Raw genomic sequence first — 21,713 nt, 5'->3', positions numbered from 1 at the left:
AGTCACGGCGCCACCCCGGAGTGGCGCCGCGAGACGGGCCTCATGCCCGCCTGCGGGGGCGCCAAGCGCTCGCGGGCGTGGCGTGCCAGACTAGAGACATGCCGAGGAACTCCATCACTTCGCCTGACACTGCTGACGCCGCCCGCCTTCGCCTCGAGCGGGACGTGGAGCGAGCCGGGTTCTACCCGGCGCTCGTCCTCGACGTCGTCGACGACGGGCTCGACGGCGAGCCGGTGATCGCACACATGGTCCACCAGGAGACCCACATCGACCGGCGGGATGTCCACCGGCACGTCACCGTGCTCGTCCTCGGCGAGCGGACCCTTCAGATCGTCCACATCGACGACGAGGACCAGGACGAGACCGGCAGCCGCCCCATCGCTCAGCTCACGGGGGAGTCGGTGCACGTCGCGGACATCACGGCCGTGATCGTCGGGTACGCGCACGGGATGCCGACCCACTTCGCGCGCGGCGACCGAATGCACGAGATCTCCGTGACCATCGGCTGGTCCGGCGGCCTGCGCGTGGACGTGCAGCCGGCCGGCTGCCCAGACCCCGAGTGCGACATGGACCACGGCAGCATGGGCACCCTCAACGCGGAGGACATCATGCTGCGCGTCAACGAGGCCGCGGACGGGCGTGAAGCGGTCGAGCGCGCCCGCACCTTCGTTCGCGCCCTGCGGCGTGCCCGCCTCGCTGAGCGGTCTCGCGCCCGATGACCGAGCCCTTCCCGTCCCCGCCGAAGCGGGCGTCCATCGCAGACGTCCTCGAGTCCGCCGCGGCCTCCGCTGGCCTCGAGGGGGCCGAGAATCGGCTCGGGATCGCGAGGAGGCGGCGCGTCGTCGTCGCCCTCGTGGATGGCATGGGCCTGTCCTCGCTGTCCGCGCACGCGGCTCACACGCCGTTCCTGCGCTCTCAGGCGGACCGGCGCCGGCCTCTGGCCTCGACGTTCCCCTCGACGACGGCCACCGCACTGACCTCCTTCGGGACCGGGCTTCGGCCTGGCCAGCACGGCATCACTGGCTACGAGATGCTCGCCCCGGAGCACCCGGACGGGCCCCGGGTGGTCAATCAGCTCGGTGCGTGGGATGCGCGGCTGGACCCGCGTGAGTGGCAGCCGCACCCGTCCGTGTTCATGAGGTGCGACGACGACGGCCTGGCGGCGGTGACGGTCTCCCAGGACCGGTTTGAGGGATCTGGACTGACGAGAGCCGCCCTGGGGGGAGGCGTGTTCGTTGCGGCGAAGACCTCGGACGAGCGCGTCGCAGCTGCAGTGAAGGCCCTCCGCGAGATGAAGCGCGGTGTGGTCTATGTGTACTGGAATGAGGTCGACAAGGCCGGGCACGCCCACGGGGTCGCCTCGGACGAGTACGTCGCGGCGCTCGAGGACGTCGACTTCGCTCTCAAGCGGCTTGTGGCGCAGGCACCGGAGGACACGCTCGTGCTGGTCACGGCGGACCACGGGATGATCGACGTCCCCGCGGAGCGCCGGTGGGACTACAGCGAGCACGCGGCCCTCACGAGGGCTTTCGAGTTCACGGCGGGCGAGCCGCGCATGGTGCAGCTGTACTGGCGCGCCGAGGTGACGGAGGCCGAGAAGGCGGAGGCCCTGGCGGCGTGGGCCGAGTACGTCGGGTCCCTCGCGTGGGTGGTCACCCGGGATGAGGCCATCGAGGCGGGGTGGTTCGGCGAGGTGAGCCCGCGAGTAAGGCCGCGCATCGGGGATGTCCTTGTAGCGGCCCGTGCCCCGCTTGCGCTGTACGACGGGCGGCGGGCCAGTGCCCACGCGTTCGAGATGGTCGGGCAGCACGGCTCCGTCACGGGCGAGGAGATGGGCATCCCGCTCTTCGAGATCCCTGCGGGCGGCCCGCGCCGCTGAGCACAGCCCCCTCGCCTTCTCACACCCCTGCTGTTGCGCGGCACCCTCCCGTTGCGCGGCGACTTCCGCACAAGAATCGAGCGTTGGGCGTGCGGAACTCGCCCCGCAACGGGGAGGAGGGGCGTCCTAGGACTCGTTGTCCGGCTTGGCGCCGAAGTAGATCTGATCCCAGCTCGGCACGCGGGAGCGGCGGTCCTTGAGGGACTTCTTGGGCTTGCGGCGCGCGGAGAGGTCGTCCTCGTCCGCCTCGTCTTCTGCCGTCACCGGCGCCTGCTCCTCGGCGGCGCGGCGGCGGTCAGAGATGATCTGCGCGAGGCGGTCGTCCGCCTCCTCGTCCGTGCCCAGGCGGGTGCCGCGGCGCTGGCTCAGCATGTCGAGGAGCTCGCCGTTCTCGTCCTCGGTCCCCGCGGCGGCAGGCGCGTCGTCGGCATCCTCAGCGTGGGCGGGAACGGGGGCGAGGCGACGGCCGTGGGCCGCGTCCAGCGGCTCCAGCTCGGAGAGGAACTGGGCCCAGCGGTTGACGTTGTGCACGCTCTTGCGGAGGGCGTTGAAGACCCAGCGCGCCTCGGGCTCGGCGTCCACAAGGTCCGTGCCCTCGAGGGGCGTGGTGTCCGTGACCTCGAAGCGGGCAACGACGTCCCACTGGCCGTCCGCCCGGCGCCAGGCGTCCCACTCGATGGACGCCGGCTCGATGCCGCTGACGGAGGCGCGGTGCTCGACCATGTTCTCGATGGTCACGGGCTGCTCGCCGAAGACGGCGCGGACGGCGTCGCGCGTCAGCGTGCGGTCAGAGACCTCGGTCCCGCGCGCCAGGGCCGCGGCGTGGTCACGCTCGGCGCGGACGGGGGCTGCGTAGGACTCAATCCGCTCCAGCGGAAGGCCGGTCTCTGCGGCGACCTCCTCGGAGGTCGCCCCGAGGCGGATGCGGGACTGGATCTCGCGGGGGCTCAGACGGGTGGGCTCGCGCGTCGTGGCCGCTGCGCGCCTGCGGGCCAGAGCCCCGCGGAGCTCGTCCGTGACGGGGACGGAAAAGCGCTCGCCCGCATCGTTGGAGACAATGAGATGGGCCCCGTCGTCACTGATGGAGACGAAACGAAGGCTGTTCATGGATTCTCCTTGAAGAAGGTCGTTCGATCACGGGTCCTGCGGGTGGGCGACGCGGCCGAGGGCCGCAGACGGCCCAGCGCAGCTGTGTCGTGTTCGCCCCAGTCTATCGGCCCCCATCCGTCCGGGCACACCCGGCGCGCCCGGGAATCTGGGGGTCTGCGGGGGCCTCGGGTGTCCTCCGCGCGGCCCGCGGGTGTTCGCAGACAGCGATTTTTCGTCATATCCGCTGGCCGGGGTGGCATTCTCACGCCAATTGAGTCAGAATCTGTGCGACGTTCTCCATGAGATCTCCTGACCAACCACACCGCCCATCCGACCAAAAGGTAGTGACTTCACCGTATGGCAACTGACTACGACGCCCCGCGCAAGAACGACGACGACATGAGCGAGGACTCGATCGAGGAGCTGAAGGCTCGTCGGTCGGAGGGGCAGTCTTCGATCGTTGACGAGGACGAGGCCGAGGCGGCCGAGGGATTCGAACTCCCGGGGGCCGACCTCTCCGGCGAGGAGCTCATGGTCCGCGTTCTGCCCCCGCAGAACGACGAGTTCACGTGCAACACGTGCTTCCTCGTCCGCCACCGCTCGCAGCTCGTGGTGAGCCAGGACGGCACGCAGACCTGCAAGGACTGCGAAGCCGCATAGGGTCAGCGACCTGCGGGACCGCCCGCAGCCTCCGAGTCTGCCGCCGCCGCCTGTTCAAGGGCGGCGGCGAGTTCGTTTGGCCGCCGGCTCGAGATGAGCCAGGACGGGGTCGGGTCCTGCGGGTCGACGACCTGCACGCGCACGAGCGGCTGGATCCACCCGCGCAGGCACTGGTAGGACAGGGCGTTGAACTCGGTGCCGCGCGCCTTGGTCGCGGCCTCCGGGCCGAGCGCCTCGGGCCGGGCGAGGTGCCGGGGCTCAATGCTGGCCCTGCCGGCTCGGACACGGCTCTCGGTCACAACGACCTCGGGCGTCGTGACGATCAGAATGATGCCAAGGGCCGCGAAGATCGCCGCGCCCACCACGACGCCCAGGCCCAGGCTCACTGGCTGGAACACGAGGATCCAGGCGGACGCGAAGACGGCGCAGAACGTCCAGATCCACCAGGACGGCCGGAGCTTCTCGGCGAACAGGACACGGGGGCGCGAAGGAGTCGTCATGCACACCATTTTGCCTCCTCACGGCCAGACGTGGGGCCCGGGATAGGCTGGTGCCGTGGTTGAACAACGAGTTGCCCCTGAGTCCGCCGCTCATCCGCGCGTCGAGGTCGCCCTCGCGCCAGGAGCGAGCCTGCCCGCCTACGCGCACCCCGGGGACGCGGGCGCGGATCTGGCCAGTGCCGAGGACGTGGTCCTCGAGCCGGGCCGCCGGGCCCTGGTGGGGACCGGCGTGAGCGTGGCCATCCCGGACGGCTACGTGGGCCTCGTCCATCCCCGGTCGGGCCTCGCCCACCGCGCGGGCCTGTCGATCGTCAACGCGCCTGGCACCGTGGACGCTGGGTATCGCGGCGAGATCAAGGTCAACCTCATCAATCTCGATCCGGACACCCCCATTGAGATCCATCGCGGGGACCGGATCGCTCAGCTGCTCATTCAGCCCGTCTCGCGTGCCGCGTTTGTCGCGGTGGAGTCCCTGGACGCCTCCGCGCGCGGCGCCGCGGGCTTCGGCTCGACGGGCGGGTTCTCGCACGGTTCCGCTTCGGGCCAGGAAGGTTAGGCATGGCGCTTTTCGGCCAACGCAAGAAGAAGACGACGACGGAGGCTGGCGCCACCGTTGACGCCGCCCCCACGTCGGGCCCGACGTCGGCCCCCACGGAGCAGGCTAGCCCCGAGTGGGACCGCTCCGGCGGCCCGTTCGACGCCGCAGAGAAGACCGCCTCCGAGGGGTACCTCGACTTCGGCGGGTTCCAGGTGCTCGCGCCGGAGGGCTCGCATGTGCGCCTCGACGTGGACCAGGCGGCAGACACGATTGTCGCCGCGACGATCGACATCGGCGCCTCGAGTCTGCAGATTCAGGCGTTCGCCGCGCCCAAGTCGTCTGGTCTGTGGGACGAGATCCGGGGCCAGATCCAGGAGTCGGTCGCGGGCCAGGGCGGCTCGTCCGAGGTCATCGAGGGCGACTTCGGGGTGGAGCTGTTCGTCAAGCTTCCGGTGACGTCGCAGGACGGCTCGCTGGGGTACCGCTCGGCGCGCTTCCTGGGCGTGGACGGTCCGCGGTGGTTCGTCCGCGGTGTCCTGGGCGGCCCTGCGGCCACGGACGAGCGCGAGGCGGCGCCTCTCGTGGACGTCTTCCGCAGCATCATTGTGGTCCGTGGTGACGCGGCGATGCCCCCGAAGGAATTGCTGACCCTGAGGGTGCCCGAGGGCGCCCAGACGGTCTGACGGCGTGAGCGGGGATCGTCCAGACAGCCCGGTGGCCAGCGACGCGTCGCGCCTGGCCCGGGCCATGGCCGCCAGGGGCGAGAACGGGCGCCTCTCGCCGCTTGAGAGCATCGGCGGGGTCCGGGGCATCGCCGAGTCCGTCCTGCCGGGACTCGTGTTCACTCTCGTCTTCACGGTCACGAAGAACCTCACGGTGTCGGCGGTCGCGGCTCTGGCCGTCGGCGCCGCGTTCGCCGCGGCCCGCCTCCTCCAGCGGCAGACGCTGGTCCAGGCGCTCTCTGGCCTGGTCGGCATTGCCATCTGCGCACTGGCGGCGTCGCGGAGCGGGGCCGCAGAGGGGTTCTTCCTCCCCGGTCTCATCATCAACGCGGTCTACGGCCTGGGTGTTCTCGTGTCCATGGCGGTGCGCTGGCCCGCTGCCGGCCTCTTCTTCGGCTTCCTGCGTGGTGAGGGGCTTGAGTGGCGGTCCAGCCGGGAGCGCGTTCGCGCGTACACGATCGGTTCCATCCCCCTGGTGGCTCTCTTCGCCGTCCGCCTGGCGGTGAAGGTGCCGCTCTACGTGACGCACCGCGTCACGGAGCTTGGGATCGTCAATGCGATTCTCGGCGTTCCCGCGTTCGCCATGGCCCTCTGGCTCGCGTGGATGCTCTCGCGCCCGCGGGCCGCGGACGGCGTGGATGTCCCTTCCGGCGCCTCCGGGGCCGCCCCGAGCGGTGACCGCGCGTGAGTCTCTCTCCTCATCGGGACGCGGCCGACGACGCCCTGCCGCGGGTCGGTGACGCCGTGGAGGTGCGGGTCGGCCGCCCGGCCAACGGGGGCGCGAACGTGGCCCGCCTCGGCGCGAGCGGGGCCGTCGTCTTCGTGGAGGGCGCCGTCGAGGGGGAGCTCGTCGTGGCCCGGATCACGCGGGCCAAGGCGGGGGAGTCCTTCCTCAAGGCCGTGTGCGAGCGCGTCCTGGAGCCGAGCCCTGACCGCCGCGCCCACCCCTGGCCCGCCGCGGACCCGTCCTCGGGGCGCGTCGGCGGGGCTGAGCTCGGCCATGTCGAGCCCGCCGAGCAGCGGCGCGTCAAGGCGGTGGCGGCCAACGAGGCTCTGGTGCGCATCGGCCGGTTCGAGGAGGACGACCTCCGCGAGGCCGGCCTCCTTCCTGACACCGCCGAGGCCGTCCCCGTCCCGAGCGGCTCGGAGGGCGGGCGCACGCGCGTCGCCTTCGCGGTGGGTCGCGACGGCCGCCTCGGAATGCACCCCAAGGGCTCCCGGGACGTTGTGGGCGTCGAGGACATGCCCCTCGCCGTCGACCTCCTGCGCATCCCAGCCCTCTTCGCCCTGAACTTCTCCCCGTTGGAGCGAGTGGAGCTCGCGACTGACGGCTCGCGCGTCCTCGTCCTCCTCGTCCCGGAGGCGGCGCGGCGTGCGGTTCGGGGCCCGCGCGGCGGCCGGGGCCGGGGTCAGGCGCCTCGCGCTCCGCGGCCAGTCTCCGACTCGCGGCTGCGGGAGATCGCGGAGGCCGTCGCCGAGTGCGCCCGGTCCTCGCGCTCGGCTCGCGCGGGCGACGACGTGGCCGTGGCGGCGTGGTGGCCCACGCGCTCGCGCCTCGTGCCCCTCATCGGGGAGCCCGTCCTCTGGCAGGAGGTCCGCCTGGAGGCGGGCGCCGCCCGACGCTACCGCGTCACCGGGGACGGGTTCTGGCAGATCCACGAGGGGGCGGATGCCGTCCTCGCCCAGGCCGCGGTTGACCTCCTCGCCCCCCGCCCGGGGGAGCGCCTGGCCGACCTCTACGCGGGAGCGGGCCTCTTTACGGGATCGCTCCTCGACGCCGCGCGGGCCGCCGGGGGAGACCCGGCCACGCTCCTCTCGGTGGAGGCCTCGCCCGGAACGAGCGCCGACGCCGCGGCCACGTTCGCGGACGAGGCGTGCGTCGACGTGCGCCAGAGCGTCGTCGAACGCGCCCTGGACGGGGTGAGGCTCGACGCGGCCGTCCTCGATCCCTCCCGCTCAGGAGCGGGAGCGGAGGCGATTGACGCGATCGCGCGGACAGGGGCGGAGCGCCTTGTCTACGTCTCGTGCGACGCGGGCTCGTTCGCGCGCGACGCTCGCCTGCTCGCGGAGCACGGATACCGTATGACGCGTCGGGGCCTGTGGGATATCTACCCAGACACGCACCACGTCGAAACCCTGGCTCGCTTCGAGAGGCCGCGCGAGCGCTAGGATGAAGGAGACGGCCTGCTTGAAGCAGGCCTGCGCGTCTCGCCGAGGAGAGATCTCTTGGCGGGCGCCGGTGGGCTCCCAGGCTTCCTGGGCCGCAGCCGGCGGGTGCGGGACACAGACGACGTTTGGCGAGAGGAGTCTACGCAAATGACTACCGTGGACAGTTTCGGAGCCAAGGGCACCCTGAAGGTGGCCGACTCCGAGTATGAGATTTTCCGACTGGCAGCAGTCGAAGGTGCGGAGAAGCTCCCGTACAGCCTCAAGGTTCTTCTTGAGAACCTCCTGCGCACCGAGGACGGTGCCAACATCACGGCGGAGCACGTCAAGGCCCTCGCCGCCTGGGATCCCGAGGCGGAGCCCAACACGGAGATCCAGTTCACGCCGGCGCGCGTGATCATGCAGGACTTCACCGGCGTTCCCTGTGTCGTCGACCTCGCCACGATGCGTGAGGCCGTCAAGGACCTCGGCGGCGACCCCAAGCGCGTCAACCCGCTTGCGCCCGCAGAGCTCGTCATCGACCACTCGGTCCAGATCGACTCCTTCGGCAACCCGAACGCCATCGAGCGCAACATGGAGATCGAGTACCAGCGCAACGGGGAGCGCTACCAGTTCCTCCGCTGGGGACAGACTGCGTTCGACGACTTCAAGGTCGTCCCCCCGGGCATGGGCATCGTCCACCAGGTCAACATCGAGCGCCTCGCTCGCACGATCATGACTCGCGAGGTGGACGGCGTCCTCCGCGCGTACCCGGACACCTGCGTCGGCACCGACTCCCACACGACCATGGTCAACGGCCTCGGCGTGCTCGGCTGGGGCGTTGGCGGCATTGAGGCCGAGGCCGCGATGCTCGGCCAGCCCGTCTCGATGCTCATCCCGCGCGTCGTGGGCTTCAAGCTCACGGGCGAGATCCCCGCTGGGGCCACCGCCACGGACGTCGTCCTGACGATCACCGAGATGCTGCGCAAGCACGGCGTCGTCGGCAAGTTCGTGGAGTTCTACGGCGAGGGCGTCGGCAAGGTTCCGCTCGCGAACCGCGCCACCATCGGCAACATGAGCCCCGAGTTCGGCTCCACCGCCGCGATCTTCCCGATCGACGACATCACGCTCGACTACCTGCGCCTGACGGGCCGCTCCGAGGAGCAGGTCGCCCTCGTCGAGGCGTACACCAAGGAGCAGGGCCTCTGGCACGACCCCTCGAAGGAGCCCGTCTTCTCCGAGTACCTCGAGCTGGACCTCTCCACGGTGGTGCCGTCCATCGCCGGCCCGAAGCGCCCGCAGGACCGCATCGAGCTCTCCGACTCCAAGGCGCAGTTCCGCAAGGACCTCCACAACTACGTGGACGCCCCCGTCACCGCCGAGGAAGCCGGGTCCTTCCCGGCGTCCGACGCCCCCGAGACGAACATCGGCGACGAGCAGCCCGAGGGCCAGGAGCCGATCAAGCGCGTCTCCGCCGCCGCCGGTGCCGAGGGCCGCGAGTCCAAGCCCGTCGAGGTGACCATGGAGGACGGCCGCGAGTTCGACCTCGACCACGGTGCCGTCTCCATCGCCTCGATCACCTCGTGCACGAACACGTCCAACCCGTCGGTCATGCTCGCGGCCGCCGTGCTCGCGCGCAACGCCGTCGAGAAGGGCCTCGCCTCGAAGCCGTGGGTCAAGACCTCCATCGCCCCCGGCTCCAAGGTGGTCACCGACTACTACGAGAAGTCCGGCCTCATCGAGTACCTCGAGAAGATCGGCTTCTACGTCGTGGGCTACGGCTGCGCCACGTGCATCGGCAACTCGGGCCCGCTCGAGCCCGAGATCTCGCAGGCGATCCAGGACAACGACCTCTCCGTCACCGCGGTGCTCTCCGGCAACCGCAACTTCGAGGGCCGCATCAACCCGGACGTGAAGATGAACTACCTCGCGTCCCCGCCGCTCGTCATCGCCTACGCGCTGGCCGGCACGATGGACTTCGACTTCGAGAAGGACGCGCTCGGCACGGACGCCGAGGGCAACGAGGTCTTCCTCAAGGACATCTGGCCGGACCCGGCCGAGGTCCAGCGGATCATCGACTCCTCGATCGACACGAAGATGTTCGACGACTCCTACTCCACCGTCTTCGAGGGCGACGAGCGCTGGAAGTCGCTCCCGACCCCCGAGGGCGACACCTTCGCGTGGGACTCCGAGTCGACGTACGTCCGCAAGCCCCCGTACTTCGAGGGCATGACGGCTCAGCCCGAGCCCGTCAAGGACATCGAGGGCGCCCGCGTCCTCGCTCTCCTCGGCGACTCGGTCACGACGGACCACATCTCCCCGGCCGGCTCGTTCAAGTCGGACTCCCCGGCGGGCCAGTACCTCATCGCCAACGGCGTCGACCGCAAGGACTTCAACTCCTACGGCTCGCGCCGCGGCAACCACGAGGTCATGATCCGTGGCACGTTCGCGAACATCCGCCTGCGCAACCAGCTCCTCGACGGCGTCGAGGGCGGCTTCACCCGCGACTTCACGCAGGAGGGCGGACCGCAGTCCACGATCTACGACGCGTCCGTCAACTACGAGAAGGCCGGAACGCCGCTCGTGGTCCTCGCGGGCAAGGAGTACGGCTCCGGCTCCTCGCGTGACTGGGCCGCCAAGGGCACGGCGCTTCTCGGCGTTCGCGCCGTCATCGCCGAGTCCTACGAGCGCATCCACCGCTCGAACCTCATCGGCATGGGCGTCCTGCCCCTGCAGTACCCGCAGGGCGAGTCCGCGGCGACGCTGGGCCTCGACGGCACGGAGACGTTCTCCATTGCCGGCGTGACCGAGCTCAACGAGGGCACGACCCCGAAGACCGTCAAGGTCACGGCGACGAAGGACAACGGCTCCACCGTCGAGTTCGATGCCATCCTGCGCATCGACACGCCCGGCGAGGCCGACTACTACCGCAACGGCGGCATCCTCCAGTACGTGCTGAGGAGCCTCGCGGCCAAGTAGCCTGAGCGCGCGTGCGGCCCGCCCTCCCGGTTTCTCCGGGGCGGCGGGCCGTTCCGTATCCAAGGGCGCCTGGGGGCCTCGGGCTTCACAGGGGAGAGGGCGACGACGGGGACGCGGGGGATTGCCGCCGCGGCCCCGTCGTCGCCATTGATGGGGTGAGGCGCCCAGGAAGTGACGAGTCCACGGTCTAGACTGAAACGAGCGCCTCGCACCGTGCGGGGACGAGGAGGTTGTGAAGAGGAATGTCGATCCTGGACGCCGTAGAAGAGCCCTCGGACCTGCGGAAGCTCACGCAGGCGGAGCGCATCAGCCTCGCGGAGGAGATCCGGGCGTTCCTCATCAGCAACGTCGCGCAGACCGGGGGCCACCTGGGCCCCAATCTCGGCGTGGTCGAGCTGACGATCGCCCTCCACACGGTCTTCGACTCGCCGCGGGACTCCGTCGTCTTCGACACGGGCCACCAGTCGTACGTGCACAAGCTCCTGACGGGCCGGAAGGACTTCTCCACGCTGCGGCAGGAGGGCGGACTCTCGGGGTACCCGGAGCGCGCCGAGTCGGTCCACGACATCGTCGAGTCCTCCCATGCGTCGAGCTCCCTGTCCTGGGCGGACGGCATCTCGCGCGCCAACGTCCTGACGGGAAAGACTGACCGCTGCGTCGTCGCCGTCGTGGGGGACGGCGCGCTGACGGGCGGCATGGCCTGGGAGGCCATCAACAACATCGCGCAGGACAAGGACCGGCGCGTGGTCATCATCGTCAACGACAACGGGCGCTCTTACGCCCCGACCATCGGCGGCGTCGCCAAGTACCTCGCCTCCTTCCGGCCCGCCATCGACTCCGTGCGCACGGCCAACCAGTACGAGGAGACGCTCGGATACTTCAAGGAGCGCCTCCAGAGCTCCGGCACGGCGGGCAAGGCGGTCTTCAAGGGGCTCCACGCTGCGAAGAAGGGCGTCAAGGACTTCTGGGCGCCCCAGGGACTCTTCGAGGACCTCGGCATGAAGTACGTGGGCCCCATCGACGGGCACAGCATCCCGGACCTTGAGCGCGCGTTCCGCCAGGCGCACGACTACCGGGGCCCCGTCATCGTGCACGCGATGACTGAGAAGGGCCGCGGCTACGCACCCGCGCGCGCCAACGACGCGGACCAGTTCCACGCGGTGGGCGTGATCGACCCCGAAACCGGTGCGCCCGTGCACCAGGCGAGCGCCCAGTCCTGGACGTCCGTGTTCGCCGAGGAGATCGCGGACATCGCGGACGAGCGCGAGGACATCGTGGGCATCACGGGGGCCATGCTCATTCCCGTGGGCCTGCACCTCATGGCGGAGCGCCACCCAGAGCGCGTCTTCGACGTCGGCATCGCGGAGCAGCACGCGGTCACGAGCGCGGCCGGCATGGCGTTTGCGGGCCTGCACCCCGTCGTCGCCGTCTATGCGACGTTCCTCAACCGCGCCTTCGACCAGCTCCTCATGGACGTGGCCCTCCACAAGGCCGGCGTGACCGTGGTCCTCGACCGCGCTGGCGTGACGGGCCCGGACGGCCCGAGCCACCACGGCATGTGGGACCTCGCCATGCTCCAGGTGGTTCCCGGCCTTCACCTTGCCGCGCCTCGGGACGCGGTCACGCTCCGCGAAGCCCTCCGCGAGGCGGTCGCCATCTCTGACGCGCCGAGCGTCGTTCGCTTCTCCAAGGGAGAGGTCGCCGAGCCGGTGGAGGCGCTCGAGCGCCTCGCGGACGGCGTGGACGTTCTGGCCCGCCGGGGTGAGGAGTCCGACGACGCCGGGGCCCGTCGCGACGTCCTCATCGTGAGCGTCGGCGCCATGAGCGAAATGGCCCTCGACGTGGCGGACCGCCTCAACGCCCACGGAATCACGGCCACGGTCATCGACCCGCGCTGGGTCCTCCCCGTGCCGCAGAGCGTCATCGACCTCGCGGCGGAGCACCGGATCGTCGTCTCCATAGAGGACGGCGTGCGGGCCGGGGGAGTCGGCTCCCGGATCCGCCAGGAGATGCGCGCGGCGGGCGTCGACACGGCGCTGTCTGAGGTCGGGCTGCCCGCCGAGTTCCTCGCCCACGGCTCGCGCGCCCAGGTCCTGGAGCGCGTGGGCCTGACGCCCCGCCGGATCACTGCGGACATCGTGGCCCAGGTCCTGGGAACGAAGGTCCCGTTCGCGCGCGGCGCCGGCCAGGGCGCGGACCTCTGGGACAACACGGGAAGCCTGCCGGTCCTGTGATCCTCGCCCAGCACGGCCCGTCCGGGAGCCGGGACGAGGACTGGACGCTCTCCACAGACGTCGCGGCCCTCGACGCCGCGGAGCCCGGAGACCTCGTGGTGTGCCGCGCCTGGAAGTACGACGGCCAGGCGCACTACGCGGTGCCGGGGACGTACCTCGGCTCCGACGCCCACGGCCACTGGGTCATGCAGCCAGCCGGCTCCTTCGTGAGCCGCCCCGGGTACAGCTTCTTCGCCCGCTGGTCCACGCTGCTGCTCATCCCGAGGCAGGGCCTGTGGCTGGCGTCCTTCCACCCGCGCGGGCCCAAAGACGGGGTGGACTGGTTCACGTATGTCGACGTGTCGGCAGCGATCCGCGCTGACGCGGTGCGCGCGGCGTCGTCGAACGAGGACGACACGATCCCGTACGCGGGGAAACAGTCCTTCGAGGTCAACAGCTTCGACATGGACCTCGACGTCGTCGACTCCCGCAGCCGAGGCGTGTTCGTCGACGACGAGGACGAGTTCGAGGAGCACCGCGAGCTCTTCCGCTACCCGCCAGCCGTCGCGGCGGCGATGACCGAGGCGGCCGCCGTCGTCGCCCGGGCCATGCGGGAGGACACCCCGCCCTTCGATGACCCCTCAGAGACCGTGGCCCACTGGTGGGCCGCGGGCCACACCAAGGAGACCCCATGACGATCGCACGCCTGTACAAGCTCGACGCCACGCCCGAGCCCCTTTTCCGGGAGGCGTGGATCGCGGCGGACGACGAGTCGGACGACGCCGCGCCCGCCCAGTTCGTCGTCAACCGCGGGGCAGTGGGGCACCAGTCGACGACCGACGCTGTGCAGGACGTGACGCTCGAGCGCGCGAAGTCGCTGCTGGCGGCGTTCCTCGACCAGTGCGCCGAGGACGGCTTCATCCAGATCCCGCTCGAGGAGCAGGACCTCATGATTGTCCAGTACCGCCTCAAGACGCGCGAGGGCACGGACCGGGACGACTACTTCGCGACGAAGACCGCGCAGGAGCTCACCCGCTACTTCGCGTGGCGTGGACTCGGGGAGATCGTCGACACCGAGCGGGGCGACTACCGCCTGAACCACGTGGTGCGGGTCCCGGACGCGAAGCGGGCCGTCAAGGGCGCCCTCGTGGCCCTGCGGCCGTACGACCCGACGAAGCTCACCCTCGCCACCGCGCCTGCGGGCACGGAGAACTTCACGCGCAAGCACCCCGCCACCGGGCCCGCCTTCTCCCGCCTCGGGCGCTAGGGCCACACTGATCTCAGGAGTCACCGTGGAATACAACCGACTTGGACGCTCCGGTCTGGCCGTCTCGGCGATCGGTCTCGGATGCAACAACCTTGGCCGCCCCAAGACCGCGACGGAGACTCAGGAGGGGACGGACGCCGTCATCCACGCGGCCCTGGATGCAGGCATCACTCTCTTCGACGTGGCCGATGTCTACGGCTCGCGCCCGGGCCTGAGCGAGGAGATGCTCGGGGCCGCGCTGGGGAGCCGGCGGCACGAGGTCGTCGTCGCGACGAAGTTCGGGATGGACCTGGGCGGGGCGAACGGTCCGGACTTCGGCGCCCGGGGTTCGCGCCGGTACATTGTGCGGGCCGTCGAGGCCTCCCTGCGGCGGCTGGGCACGGACTGGATTGACCTGTACCAGTACCACACGCCCGACCCGCTCACCCCCGTGGATGAGACGCTGGCAGCCTTGAGCGACCTCGTGGAGCAGGGCAAGGTCCGGTACATCGGTCACTCCAACCAGGCGGGGTGGCAGATCGCGCAGGCTGAGTATGTGGCGCGGGAGCTGGGCCGCGAGCGGTTCATCAGCTCCCAGAACCACTACAACCTCCTTGACCGCCGCGCGGAGCTTGAGGTGCTTCCGGCGGCACGCGCCTTCGGGCTCGGGGTTCTGCCGTACTTCCCGCTGGCTCATGGCCTGCTGACGGGAAAGTACTCGGCCGGGCGGGCACCGGAGGGCTCGCGGCTGACGCACAACCGCCCCCATCTGCTGGAGGAGACCGACTTCGAGGCCCTGGGCCGCCTGGAGGCCTTCGCGGAAGCGCGGGGCATCACCCTCGTGGAGCTCGCGTTCTCGTGGCTCTTGGCGCAGCAGCCGGTGGCGAGCGTGATCGCCGGGGCGACTCGTCCCGAGCAGGTGCGCGCGAATGCGGCCGCTGGGGGCTGGGTTCCGAGTGCGGCCGACCTCGCCGAGATCGACGGCATCTTCCCGGCGCCGGACCCCGTGGCGCTGTTCTAGCCTCGTGCTCGGCGGTTGATGCGAAGAAATCAACTCTTTTAGGTTGATCTGCGTAAATCAACCTATATTGGTTGATTATTGGGTCGAGGTGTGGTGGACTCGAGTCATGTTCGTTCTCACTCTTGACCAGCGGGACAGTACCCACCTCTCGGATGCGGTACCGGGCCTCCTCGCCCTTCTGGGCCGGGAATGCACGACGACGCTCCCGTTCGAACGGACCGCCGGGGACGAGGTCCAGGCGCTCTTTGCCAGCGCGCAGGACGTCGTCGACGCCCTGACTCTCGTGCTGCGCCACGGAGGCTTCGCGGCGGGCCTCGGCGTGGGGCCCGTCGACCAGCCTCTGCCCGACTCGACAAGGGCCGCCCGTGGGCCCGCCTACACGGCGGCCCGGGAGGCCGTCGAGGCCGCCAAGCTGGGCAGCGGCGCGCAGCTCGCCGTCGTCGCCCACGCGGACGATTCCAGGACGCCCACCGAGGCGGGCGAGGAAGTCAGCGCGCTCGTCTGGCCGTGGGCGGTCCTCGTGGCGGCCCGCACCCAGAAGCAGTGGGAGGCGCTCGATGCGCTCCGGGAGCACGGGACGCAGAAGGCCGCCGCGGAGGCGCTGGGGCGCACCCCGCAGGCCCTGTCCAAACTTGTGCGGGCGGCCCACGCGGAGGAGCTCCAGGCGTGCGCGCTCAGCGTGTCCAGGGCTCTTGCCAGACTGGATCGTGTCACCGGCGGCGGGGACCGGACGTCTGGGACCCGGCCGGCGGAGACGAGAGGCAAGCCGCGGTAGACGCCGCGGGGAGGCGGGAGGCTGCGCGACGGCGGCCGCTCGCGCCTCGGGGAGGCTCGAGGCTTCACGGGAACAGCGGAACGGAGAACGAGAATGCAGTGGTGGATAGTCCTGGCGGCGCTTGCCGTCAGTACGCTCGGCGGCTGGGGCGTGACGGCGGGATTTCTCTGGCTCGGCGAGAACAGGGCCCGCAAGCCGATGCCCCGCGTCGTCCTCCTGGAGAGCACAGCAGAGGGCCCTGAGGATGCGGTGCTGCGCGGCGGGCTCATGATCGGCATGCTGGAGCGCGTGGCCGTGACGGGCGGGCTCATTGCCGGCTACCCGGAGGTCGTCGCGCTCGTCGTCGCGATCAAGGGCCTCGGGCGGTTCAGCGAGCTGAAGAAGACCCCGGCCGCGGCGGAGCGGTTCATCGTCGGCACGTTCGCGTCCCTGCTTGTCGCGTTCGTCGTCGCGATGGCGGCCCTGCTCCTCGCGGGCGAGCCCCTCCGAGCCCCGAAGACCTGACGCGAACGGCGGCCGCCCCCATGGGGGCGGCCGCCGCCAGCGGTGTCAGCTCGGAGACGCTCAGGCGGCGCCGAACCGCTTTCCGTTGACGCGCTCCGAGGCGCCGACCCGGTCCAGGTACGGCGTGATGCCGCCCAGGTGGAACGGCCAGCCCGCGCCGAGGATCATGCAGAGGTCAATATCCTCTGGCCCTGCGACGACACCCTCGTCCAGCATGAGGCCAATCTCCTCCGCCAGCGCGTCCTGCACCGTGCGCAGGAGCTCGTCGGACGTGACGGGGGAGTCGCCGAACTCGAGAAGCTCGAGCGTGGACTCCGGAATGTACTGCTTGCCGTCCTCATCCGTCTCCCAGATGCCCTTGACTCCCGCGTCGATGAGCCGCTGCTGGTTCGCCGAGACCCAGAAGCGGTCGCCGAACGCGGTGTTGAGGGACTCCGAGACGTGGTGAGCCACGGGGATGCCGACCATCTTCAGGAGCGTGAAGGGCGTCATCGGCAGGCCCAGCGGCGCGAGGGCGCGGTCGGCGGTGGCCGCGTCCGTGCCGTTGTCGAAGGCGCGCGCGATCTCGCCCATGAGGCGCAGGAGGATCCGGTTGACGACGAACGCCGCCGAGTCCTTGACGAGGACGGCGGTCTTCTTCAAGTCCTTGGCCGTGACGAACGCCGTGGCGAGCACGTCCTCCCGCGTGGACTCCGTGCGGGCGATCTCCAGCAGCGGCATGACGGCCACCGGGTTGAAGAAGTGGAAGCCGATGACGCGCTCAGGGTGCTTCAGCCCCGAGGCCATCTCGGTCACGGACAGGGAGGACGTGTTCGTCGCGAGGATGCACTCCTCCGAGATGACGTTCTCGATCTCCGCGAAGACCTGCTTCTTGACGCTCATCTCCTCGAAGACGGCCTCGATGACGAAGTCCGCGTCCGCGAACGGGGCCTTGTCCACCGTGCCGGTCACGAGGGCCTTGGCCCGGTTCGCAGCGTCCGGGGACACGCGCTTCTTGGCGAGAAGCTTGTCCACCTCGCCGTGAACATAAGCCACGCCCTTGTCCACGCGAGCCTGGTCGATGTCCGTCATGACGACCGGCACCTTCAGGTTGCGGGCGAAGACGAGGGCGAGCTGGCTCGCCATGAGCCCGGCGCCGATAATTCCCACCTTCGTCACGGGCCGGGCCAGCTTCTTGTCAGGCGCCCCGGCCGGGCGCTTGCCCCGCTTCTGGACGAGATCCAGGAAGGCGTACACGGTCGAGCGGAACTCGGGGGTCTGCATGAGGCGCGTCAGCGTCTCGACCTCGAGCTCGCGCGACTCCTCCCGGGTCATCGTCTTGCCCGCCTCGAAGACGTCGAGGACGGCGATGGGGGCGGGTGCGGCGCTGCCCGTCTTGGCCTCGACGAACGCGCGGCCCTCGGCCATGGCGGCGTCCCAGCGCGCGGACACCTCCGGGTCTGAAGGATCGACGGCGCTGGGCCGCGAGACCGTCGTCGACCCCTCAATGACGGAGGCAGCCCAGCGGACCGACTCGACGAGGAAGTCTGCAGGCTCGAAGATGGCATCCGCGATGCCGAGCTTGGCGGCCTGCGTGCCGTTGATCGTGCGATTGTTGCTCAGCGGGTTCTTGATGACGATCTCAAGCGCCGCCTCCGGGCCGATGAGCCGGGGCAGGATGTAGATCCCCGACCAGCCCGGGATGAGGCCGATGAACGCCTCCGGCAGCGAGATGCCCTGAGCGCCCGTGGAGACCGTCCGGTAGTCGCACGCGAGGGCGATCTCGAGGCCGCCGCCCATGGCGACGCCATTGATGAACGCGAACGTCGGCACGGGCATGTCGTGGATGAGCTGATAGGCGTGATGGCCGAGCTGGGCCATGGCACGCGCGTCGTCGGCCGAGGCGATGTCGTTGACCGCGGAGAGGTCGGCGCCGGCCACGAGGAAGTAGGGCTTGCCCGTGATGGCCAGGCCGACGATCTCGCCGGCGTCCGCGCGGGTGCGGATCGCCTCGAGTGCCTCGGTCAGCTCGACGAGCGTGTTGGGCCCGAGCGTCGTGGGACGGCGCGGGTCCGTGTCGTTGTCGAGGGTGATGAGCGCGAGCGTCCCCGCCGCGCTCGGCACGAGGGTGACGTGCGAGTGGGTGACGACCTCGTCCGGGAAGGCCGCGGCGAGATCGGTGAAACGTGAGTCCATGGTCTTGTTCCTCCTGGAAAGCTTTAGGCGCCGTACTCGGCGTGGTGCGGGTTCTCCCAGATGACGGCCGCGCCCATGCCGAGGCCGATGCACATCGCGGTCATGCCGTAGCGGACGCTGGGGTCCTCCTCGAACTGCCGGGCGAGCTGCGTCATGAGCCGCACTCCGGACGATGCGAGGGGGTGGCCCACGGCAATGGCTCCTCCGAACCGGTTGACGCGCTCGTCGTCGTCGGCGATCCCGAAGTGGTCCAGGAACGAGAGCACCTGGACGGCGAACGCCTCGTTGATCTCGAAGAGGCCGATGTCCTCGATGCCCAGACCGGCCACCGCGAGGGCCTTCTCAGCGGCGGGCACGGGCCCGATGCCCATGACCGAGGGGTCGACGCCCGCGAAGCCGAAGCTGACGAGGCGCATCTTGACGCCCAGGCCGAGCTCCTTGGCGGTGTCCTCGGCCGCGAGGAGGGAGGCCGTGGCGCCGTCGTTGAGGCCTGCGGCGTTGCCGGCAGTGACGCGTCCGTGGGCCCGGAACGGCGTCTTGAGGGACGCGAGGTCCTCCATGCTCGTGCCGGGGCGCGGCGGCTCGTCGGCGGTCTGGACGTTCCAGCCCGCCCCCGAGCGCTTCGTGGCCACGGGGACGAGGTCTGGCTGGATCTTGCCGGCCTCGATCGCGGCGGCCAGCTTGGCCTGGGAGCCGACGGCATACCGGTCGGCCCGCTCCTTCGTGATCTCCGGGAAGCGGTCGTGCAGGTTCTCGGCCGTATTGCCCATGTTCAGGGCGGCCGGGTCCACAAGCCGCTCCGTGAGGAAGCGCGGGTTGGGGTCGGCTCCGGCACCCATCGGGTGGTGGCCCATGTGCTCGACGCCGCCTGCGACGACGACGTCGTAGGCGCCGACACCGATGCCGGAGGCCGTCGTCGTCACAGCCGTCATGGCTCCTGCGCACATGCGGTCGATCGCGAACCCGGGGACGGACTGCGGAAGGCCTGCCAGGAGGGCTGCGGTCCGGCCGAGAGTCAGACCCTGGTCACCCGTCTGGGTGGTCGCGGCGATGGCGACGTCGTCGATGCGCTCCGGGGGCAGGCTCGGGTTGCGGCGCATGAGCTCGCGGATGCAGGCGACGACGAGGTCGTCGGCGCGCGTCTCCGCGTAGATGCCCTTGTCTCCGGCCTTGCCGAACGGCGTCCTGACGCCGTCAACAAAGACGACGCTCCGCCCGAGTCGATTCGGATTCTTCGTGGTCACGCGTGCTCCTTCGCAAGTGGATCAGCCGGGCATGTCAGCAGGCATCTCACCGCGGTGAGAAGCAGATCACACCCTCGGATTCAGCCTACGCTACGCCGACTCCGCGTCGCTGACAGCGAACGTGTGCGCGAGGACGTCGGCGAGGGCCTCGCGCTGCCACGGCCGCGCGTCCGCATCCGCGAGGAGGCGGTCCACGTCCTGTCGGGACGGGGCGTCCCCGGCGTGCCAGCACACGTGGCGGAGGGCGGCGGGCTGCAGAAGGTTCTCGGCGGGCAGCCGGAGGTCCTCGGCTAGGCGGGCGACGGCGGCTCGCGCGGCGTTGAAGCGCGCAAAGGCCTGAGGGCGCCGCTGCTCCCACGAGCGCGGCTGGGGGATGCCCCCGGGGCTCGGCAGCCGGAGCTCGGGGAGGTCCTGGGATGCTGCGCCGTCCTTGATCGCCTGGAGCCACCGCGGGGCCTCCCGCTTGGCCTGGCGGCCGTGGAAGCCGGGGGTGCCGAGGAGCTGTGGCACGGTGCGGGGAGAGGCCTTGACCGCCGCGAGGATGGCCGAGTCCGGGAGGATCTGGCCGGGGGAGACGTCCTTGTTGCGCGCGAGCTCCTCCCGAGCCTGCCAGAGGGAGCGCGCCACGGCGAGGGCGTGGCGGCTCTTGAGGGACGAGATGCCGGAGAGGCGCCGCCACGGGTCTTGCTTCGGCTCGGGCAGGCCCTGGGCCAGGATGTGCTCGAACTCCTCGTACGCCCACTCGAGCTTGCCCTGTGCCGCGAGCTCGACGATGAGCGCTTCGCGCACGTCGTCGAGCACCTCCACGTCCAGGGCAGCGTAGGTGAGCCACGCGAGCGGGAGGGGGCGCTTGGACCAGTCGGAATTCGAGTGCTCCTTGGCGAGGCGGACGCCGAGAGTGCGCTCCACGACGGCGCCGAGGCCGAACCGCTCGAACCCCGCGAGGCGTGCCGCAATCTCCGTGTCGAAGACCTGGCGGGCGGTGAGCCCCAGCTCAGCGAGGCAGGGCAGGTCCTGCATGGCCGAGTGGAGAATCCACTCCGGGCCGTCGAGGGCCGCGGCGAGGGAGGAGAAGTCGGCGCCGGCCAGGCGGAGCGTCTCCGTGTCGATCAGGACGATTCCTGCCCCTGCCCGCTTGAACTGGGCGAGGAAGGCCCGCTGTCCGTACCGGATGCCGGAGGCGCGCTCGGCGTCGACCCCCACGGGGCCACGGCCCGCGGCGAGGCGGCGGGCCGCCTCCTCGAGGCCCTCGAGCGTGTCGACGACGGACGGGACGCCGCCGCGGGGCCAGTCGAGCAGGGGGAGCTCGGCGGATTCGGCCTCGGATGACGCGGTCATGTGAATCTCACTCCTGGAAGGGGGGCCGCGCCGTTGAGCTCGGGGGGCAGGCCAGCGAAGGAGGCGAGGACGGACTGCCACGCCTCAAGGTGGGCGCCGAGCCCGCCGCGCGGGGTCCACGAGGCGCGCAGCTCGACGTCGAGCATCGGCTGGGATCCGGCCAGCTCACCGAACGACTCCTTGAGGACTCGTGTGGCGTGCCCGCCGATGCGCTCGTGCTCCGCGCCCGCCGCGTGCAGCGCATCCGTCAGCCAGTCCCAGGCCACGGCGGAGAGGAGGGGATCGTTGCCCATCGACTCGTCGAGGTCTGCCCTGACGAACGTGACGACGCGGAAGGACGAGCCCCATTCGGCGCGGGGGTCAGGGTCGAAGAGGAGCATGAAGCGGCCATGGGCGCGCTCTCCTGCCGGGCAGTCCAGCGTCTCGCCCTCGAGGGACACAGAGAACGGGGCGGCCGACTTCGGCGAGGGCACCTCGGAGAGGGTGACGCCCGTGCGGTGCGGCACGGCGGCGAGGCTCTCGACGGCGATTCGGAACGGGCGGGGCACGGGGCTCATGCCGTGGCCCGCAGGGGCGGGACCGGGCGCGGCGGGCCGCACGGCGCGCAACCGGCGCGGGGCAGTGACTGGCCCGCTGTCCGTCCCACGCCCTGCCTTGTCTCTCAGCACGCTATCAAGCCTAGGGG

Annotated in this window: 20 protein-coding genes; 14 read left to right on the top strand and 6 right to left on the bottom strand. The window is 70.6% G+C overall.

All coding sequences use genetic code 11. The features are described from left to right. Positions 1-98: 98 nt before the first annotated feature. Together J2S35_RS01085 and J2S35_RS01080 are read left to right on the top strand one after the other, a co-directional pair. Positions 99-719, top strand: coding sequence for a DUF5998 family protein (locus J2S35_RS01085; protein WP_309848861.1), 621 nt, complete (start codon positions 99-101; stop codon positions 717-719). Further along, positions 716-1,879: an alkaline phosphatase family protein gene (locus tag J2S35_RS01080; RefSeq protein ID WP_309848859.1), complete on the top strand. Its 1,164-nt coding sequence runs from the start codon at positions 716-718 to the stop codon at positions 1,877-1,879. Before J2S35_RS01085 ends, J2S35_RS01080 begins: the two co-directional genes overlap by 4 nt. Before the next feature lie 126 nt (positions 1,880-2,005). Here J2S35_RS01080 and sepH read toward each other — a convergent pair whose 3' ends face one another. Continuing rightward, positions 2,006-2,986: a septation protein SepH gene (gene sepH / locus J2S35_RS01075; protein ID WP_309848857.1), complete on the bottom strand. Its 981-nt coding sequence runs from the start codon at positions 2,984-2,986 to the stop codon at positions 2,006-2,008. Between the two features lie 339 nt (positions 2,987-3,325). Here sepH and J2S35_RS01070 point away from each other — a divergent pair, with 339 nt between their 5' ends. Then, complete coding sequence (locus J2S35_RS01070) at positions 3,326-3,628, top strand: DUF4193 domain-containing protein (RefSeq protein WP_309848856.1); 303 nt, start codon at positions 3,326-3,328, stop codon at positions 3,626-3,628. A 2-nt stretch (positions 3,629-3,630) separates the two neighbouring features. On the opposite strand, the gene J2S35_RS01065 is transcribed toward J2S35_RS01070, so the two are convergent. Beyond that, entirely contained in the window at positions 3,631-4,128 is a 498-nt protein-coding gene (locus tag J2S35_RS01065) for a DUF3093 domain-containing protein (protein ID WP_309848854.1), read from the bottom strand. Positions 4,129-4,183: 55 nt separating this feature from the next. Here J2S35_RS01065 and dut point away from each other — a divergent pair, with 55 nt between their 5' ends. The 11 genes from dut (at position 4,184) to J2S35_RS01010 (ending at position 16,271) form a co-directional block, all read left to right on the top strand. Further along, positions 4,184-4,684: a dUTP diphosphatase gene (dut, locus tag J2S35_RS01060; RefSeq protein ID WP_309848851.1), complete on the top strand. Its 501-nt coding sequence runs from the start codon at positions 4,184-4,186 to the stop codon at positions 4,682-4,684. 2 nt (positions 4,685-4,686) lie between these two features. After that, on the top strand, positions 4,687-5,349 hold the full coding sequence (locus tag J2S35_RS01055; RefSeq protein WP_309848849.1) for a DUF3710 domain-containing protein: 663 nt from the start codon (positions 4,687-4,689) through the stop codon (positions 5,347-5,349). 31 nt (positions 5,350-5,380) lie between these two features. Beyond that, positions 5,381-6,076: a DUF3159 domain-containing protein gene (locus tag J2S35_RS01050; protein WP_309848848.1), complete on the top strand. Its 696-nt coding sequence runs from the start codon at positions 5,381-5,383 to the stop codon at positions 6,074-6,076. Beyond that, complete coding sequence (locus tag J2S35_RS01045; RefSeq protein WP_309848847.1) at positions 6,073-7,557, top strand: class I SAM-dependent RNA methyltransferase; 1,485 nt, start codon at positions 6,073-6,075, stop codon at positions 7,555-7,557. The genes J2S35_RS01050 and J2S35_RS01045 overlap by 4 nt, the downstream gene beginning before the upstream one ends. A 147-nt stretch (positions 7,558-7,704) precedes the next feature. Further along, a complete protein-coding gene (gene acnA / locus J2S35_RS01040) occupies positions 7,705-10,512 on the top strand; it encodes an aconitate hydratase AcnA (RefSeq protein ID WP_309848845.1) in 2,808 nt (935 codons plus the stop codon). Positions 10,513-10,754: 242 nt separating this feature from the next. Beyond that, a complete protein-coding gene (gene dxs / locus J2S35_RS01035; RefSeq protein WP_309848843.1) occupies positions 10,755-12,746 on the top strand; it encodes a 1-deoxy-D-xylulose-5-phosphate synthase in 1,992 nt (663 codons plus the stop codon). Further along, entirely contained in the window at positions 12,743-13,420 is a 678-nt protein-coding gene (locus tag J2S35_RS01030) for a DUF402 domain-containing protein (protein ID WP_309848840.1), read from the top strand. The genes dxs and J2S35_RS01030 overlap by 4 nt, the downstream gene beginning before the upstream one ends. Next, a complete protein-coding gene (locus tag J2S35_RS01025; protein ID WP_309848839.1) occupies positions 13,417-13,992 on the top strand; it encodes a hypothetical protein in 576 nt (191 codons plus the stop codon). Before J2S35_RS01030 ends, J2S35_RS01025 begins: the two co-directional genes overlap by 4 nt. Positions 13,993-14,017: 25 nt before the next feature. Further along, complete coding sequence (locus J2S35_RS01020; protein ID WP_309848837.1) at positions 14,018-14,992, top strand: aldo/keto reductase; 975 nt, start codon at positions 14,018-14,020, stop codon at positions 14,990-14,992. A gap of 106 nt (positions 14,993-15,098) precedes the next feature. Then, positions 15,099-15,767, top strand: a complete 669-nt coding sequence (locus tag J2S35_RS01015; protein ID WP_309848835.1) for a hypothetical protein — start codon at positions 15,099-15,101, stop codon at positions 15,765-15,767. Positions 15,768-15,860: 93 nt separating this feature from the next. Continuing rightward, positions 15,861-16,271, top strand: a complete 411-nt coding sequence (locus tag J2S35_RS01010) for a hypothetical protein (RefSeq protein WP_309848832.1) — start codon at positions 15,861-15,863, stop codon at positions 16,269-16,271. A gap of 60 nt (positions 16,272-16,331) precedes the next feature. Here J2S35_RS01010 and J2S35_RS01005 read toward each other — a convergent pair whose 3' ends face one another. The 4 genes from J2S35_RS01005 to J2S35_RS00990 form a co-directional block, all read right to left on the bottom strand. After that, complete coding sequence (locus J2S35_RS01005) at positions 16,332-18,446, bottom strand: 3-hydroxyacyl-CoA dehydrogenase NAD-binding domain-containing protein (protein ID WP_309848829.1); 2,115 nt, start codon at positions 18,444-18,446, stop codon at positions 16,332-16,334. A gap of 23 nt (positions 18,447-18,469) precedes the next feature. Next, the gene (locus J2S35_RS01000) at positions 18,470-19,690 is read right to left on the bottom strand and encodes a thiolase family protein (RefSeq protein ID WP_309848827.1); all 1,221 of its coding nucleotides are present in this window, start codon (positions 19,688-19,690) and stop codon (positions 18,470-18,472) included. A 90-nt stretch (positions 19,691-19,780) separates the two neighbouring features. Beyond that, positions 19,781-21,028 carry an HRDC domain-containing protein gene (locus J2S35_RS00995; RefSeq protein ID WP_309848825.1) on the bottom strand — a complete coding sequence of 416 codons (1,248 nt, stop codon included), beginning with the start codon at positions 21,026-21,028 and terminating at the stop codon, positions 19,781-19,783. Continuing rightward, positions 21,025-21,696, bottom strand: coding sequence for a DUF3000 domain-containing protein (locus J2S35_RS00990; protein ID WP_309848823.1), 672 nt, complete (start codon positions 21,694-21,696; stop codon positions 21,025-21,027). The genes J2S35_RS00995 and J2S35_RS00990 overlap by 4 nt, the downstream gene beginning before the upstream one ends. Positions 21,697-21,713: the final 17 nt, after the last annotated feature.

Origin of the sequence: Falsarthrobacter nasiphocae, from assembly GCF_031456275.1 — a bacterium.
GTDB lineage: Bacteria > Actinomycetota > Actinomycetes > Actinomycetales > Micrococcaceae > Falsarthrobacter > Falsarthrobacter nasiphocae.
The sequence above is the reverse complement of the archived record's forward strand: the minus strand, read 5'-3'. Positions and strand labels throughout refer to the sequence as shown.

What these genes read in the sequence shown, in the direction of transcription:
- J2S35_RS01085 (WP_309848861.1), top strand. Translation starts at nt 99, where the DNA reads ATGCCGAGGAACTCCATCACTTCGCCTGACACTGCTGACGCCGCCCGC.
- J2S35_RS01070 (WP_309848856.1), top strand. Translation starts at nt 3,326, where the DNA reads ATGGCAACTGACTACGACGCCCCGCGCAAGAACGACGACGACATGAGC.
- dxs (WP_309848843.1), top strand. Translation starts at nt 10,755, where the DNA reads ATGTCGATCCTGGACGCCGTAGAAGAGCCCTCGGACCTGCGGAAGCTC.
- J2S35_RS01025 (WP_309848839.1), top strand. Translation starts at nt 13,417, where the DNA reads ATGACGATCGCACGCCTGTACAAGCTCGACGCCACGCCCGAGCCCCTT.
- J2S35_RS01010 (WP_309848832.1), top strand. Translation starts at nt 15,861, where the DNA reads ATGCAGTGGTGGATAGTCCTGGCGGCGCTTGCCGTCAGTACGCTCGGC.
- J2S35_RS01055 (WP_309848849.1), top strand. Translation starts at nt 4,687, where the DNA reads ATGGCGCTTTTCGGCCAACGCAAGAAGAAGACGACGACGGAGGCTGGC.
- J2S35_RS01005 (WP_309848829.1), bottom strand. Translation starts at nt 18,446, where the DNA reads ATGGACTCACGTTTCACCGATCTCGCCGCGGCCTTCCCGGACGAGGTC.
- acnA (WP_309848845.1), top strand. Translation starts at nt 7,705, where the DNA reads ATGACTACCGTGGACAGTTTCGGAGCCAAGGGCACCCTGAAGGTGGCC.
- J2S35_RS01015 (WP_309848835.1), top strand. Translation starts at nt 15,099, where the DNA reads ATGTTCGTTCTCACTCTTGACCAGCGGGACAGTACCCACCTCTCGGAT.
- J2S35_RS01080 (WP_309848859.1), top strand. Translation starts at nt 716, where the DNA reads ATGACCGAGCCCTTCCCGTCCCCGCCGAAGCGGGCGTCCATCGCAGAC.
- J2S35_RS01065 (WP_309848854.1), bottom strand. Translation starts at nt 4,128, where the DNA reads ATGACGACTCCTTCGCGCCCCCGTGTCCTGTTCGCCGAGAAGCTCCGG.
- sepH (WP_309848857.1), bottom strand. Translation starts at nt 2,986, where the DNA reads ATGAACAGCCTTCGTTTCGTCTCCATCAGTGACGACGGGGCCCATCTC.
- J2S35_RS00995 (WP_309848825.1), bottom strand. Translation starts at nt 21,028, where the DNA reads ATGACCGCGTCATCCGAGGCCGAATCCGCCGAGCTCCCCCTGCTCGAC.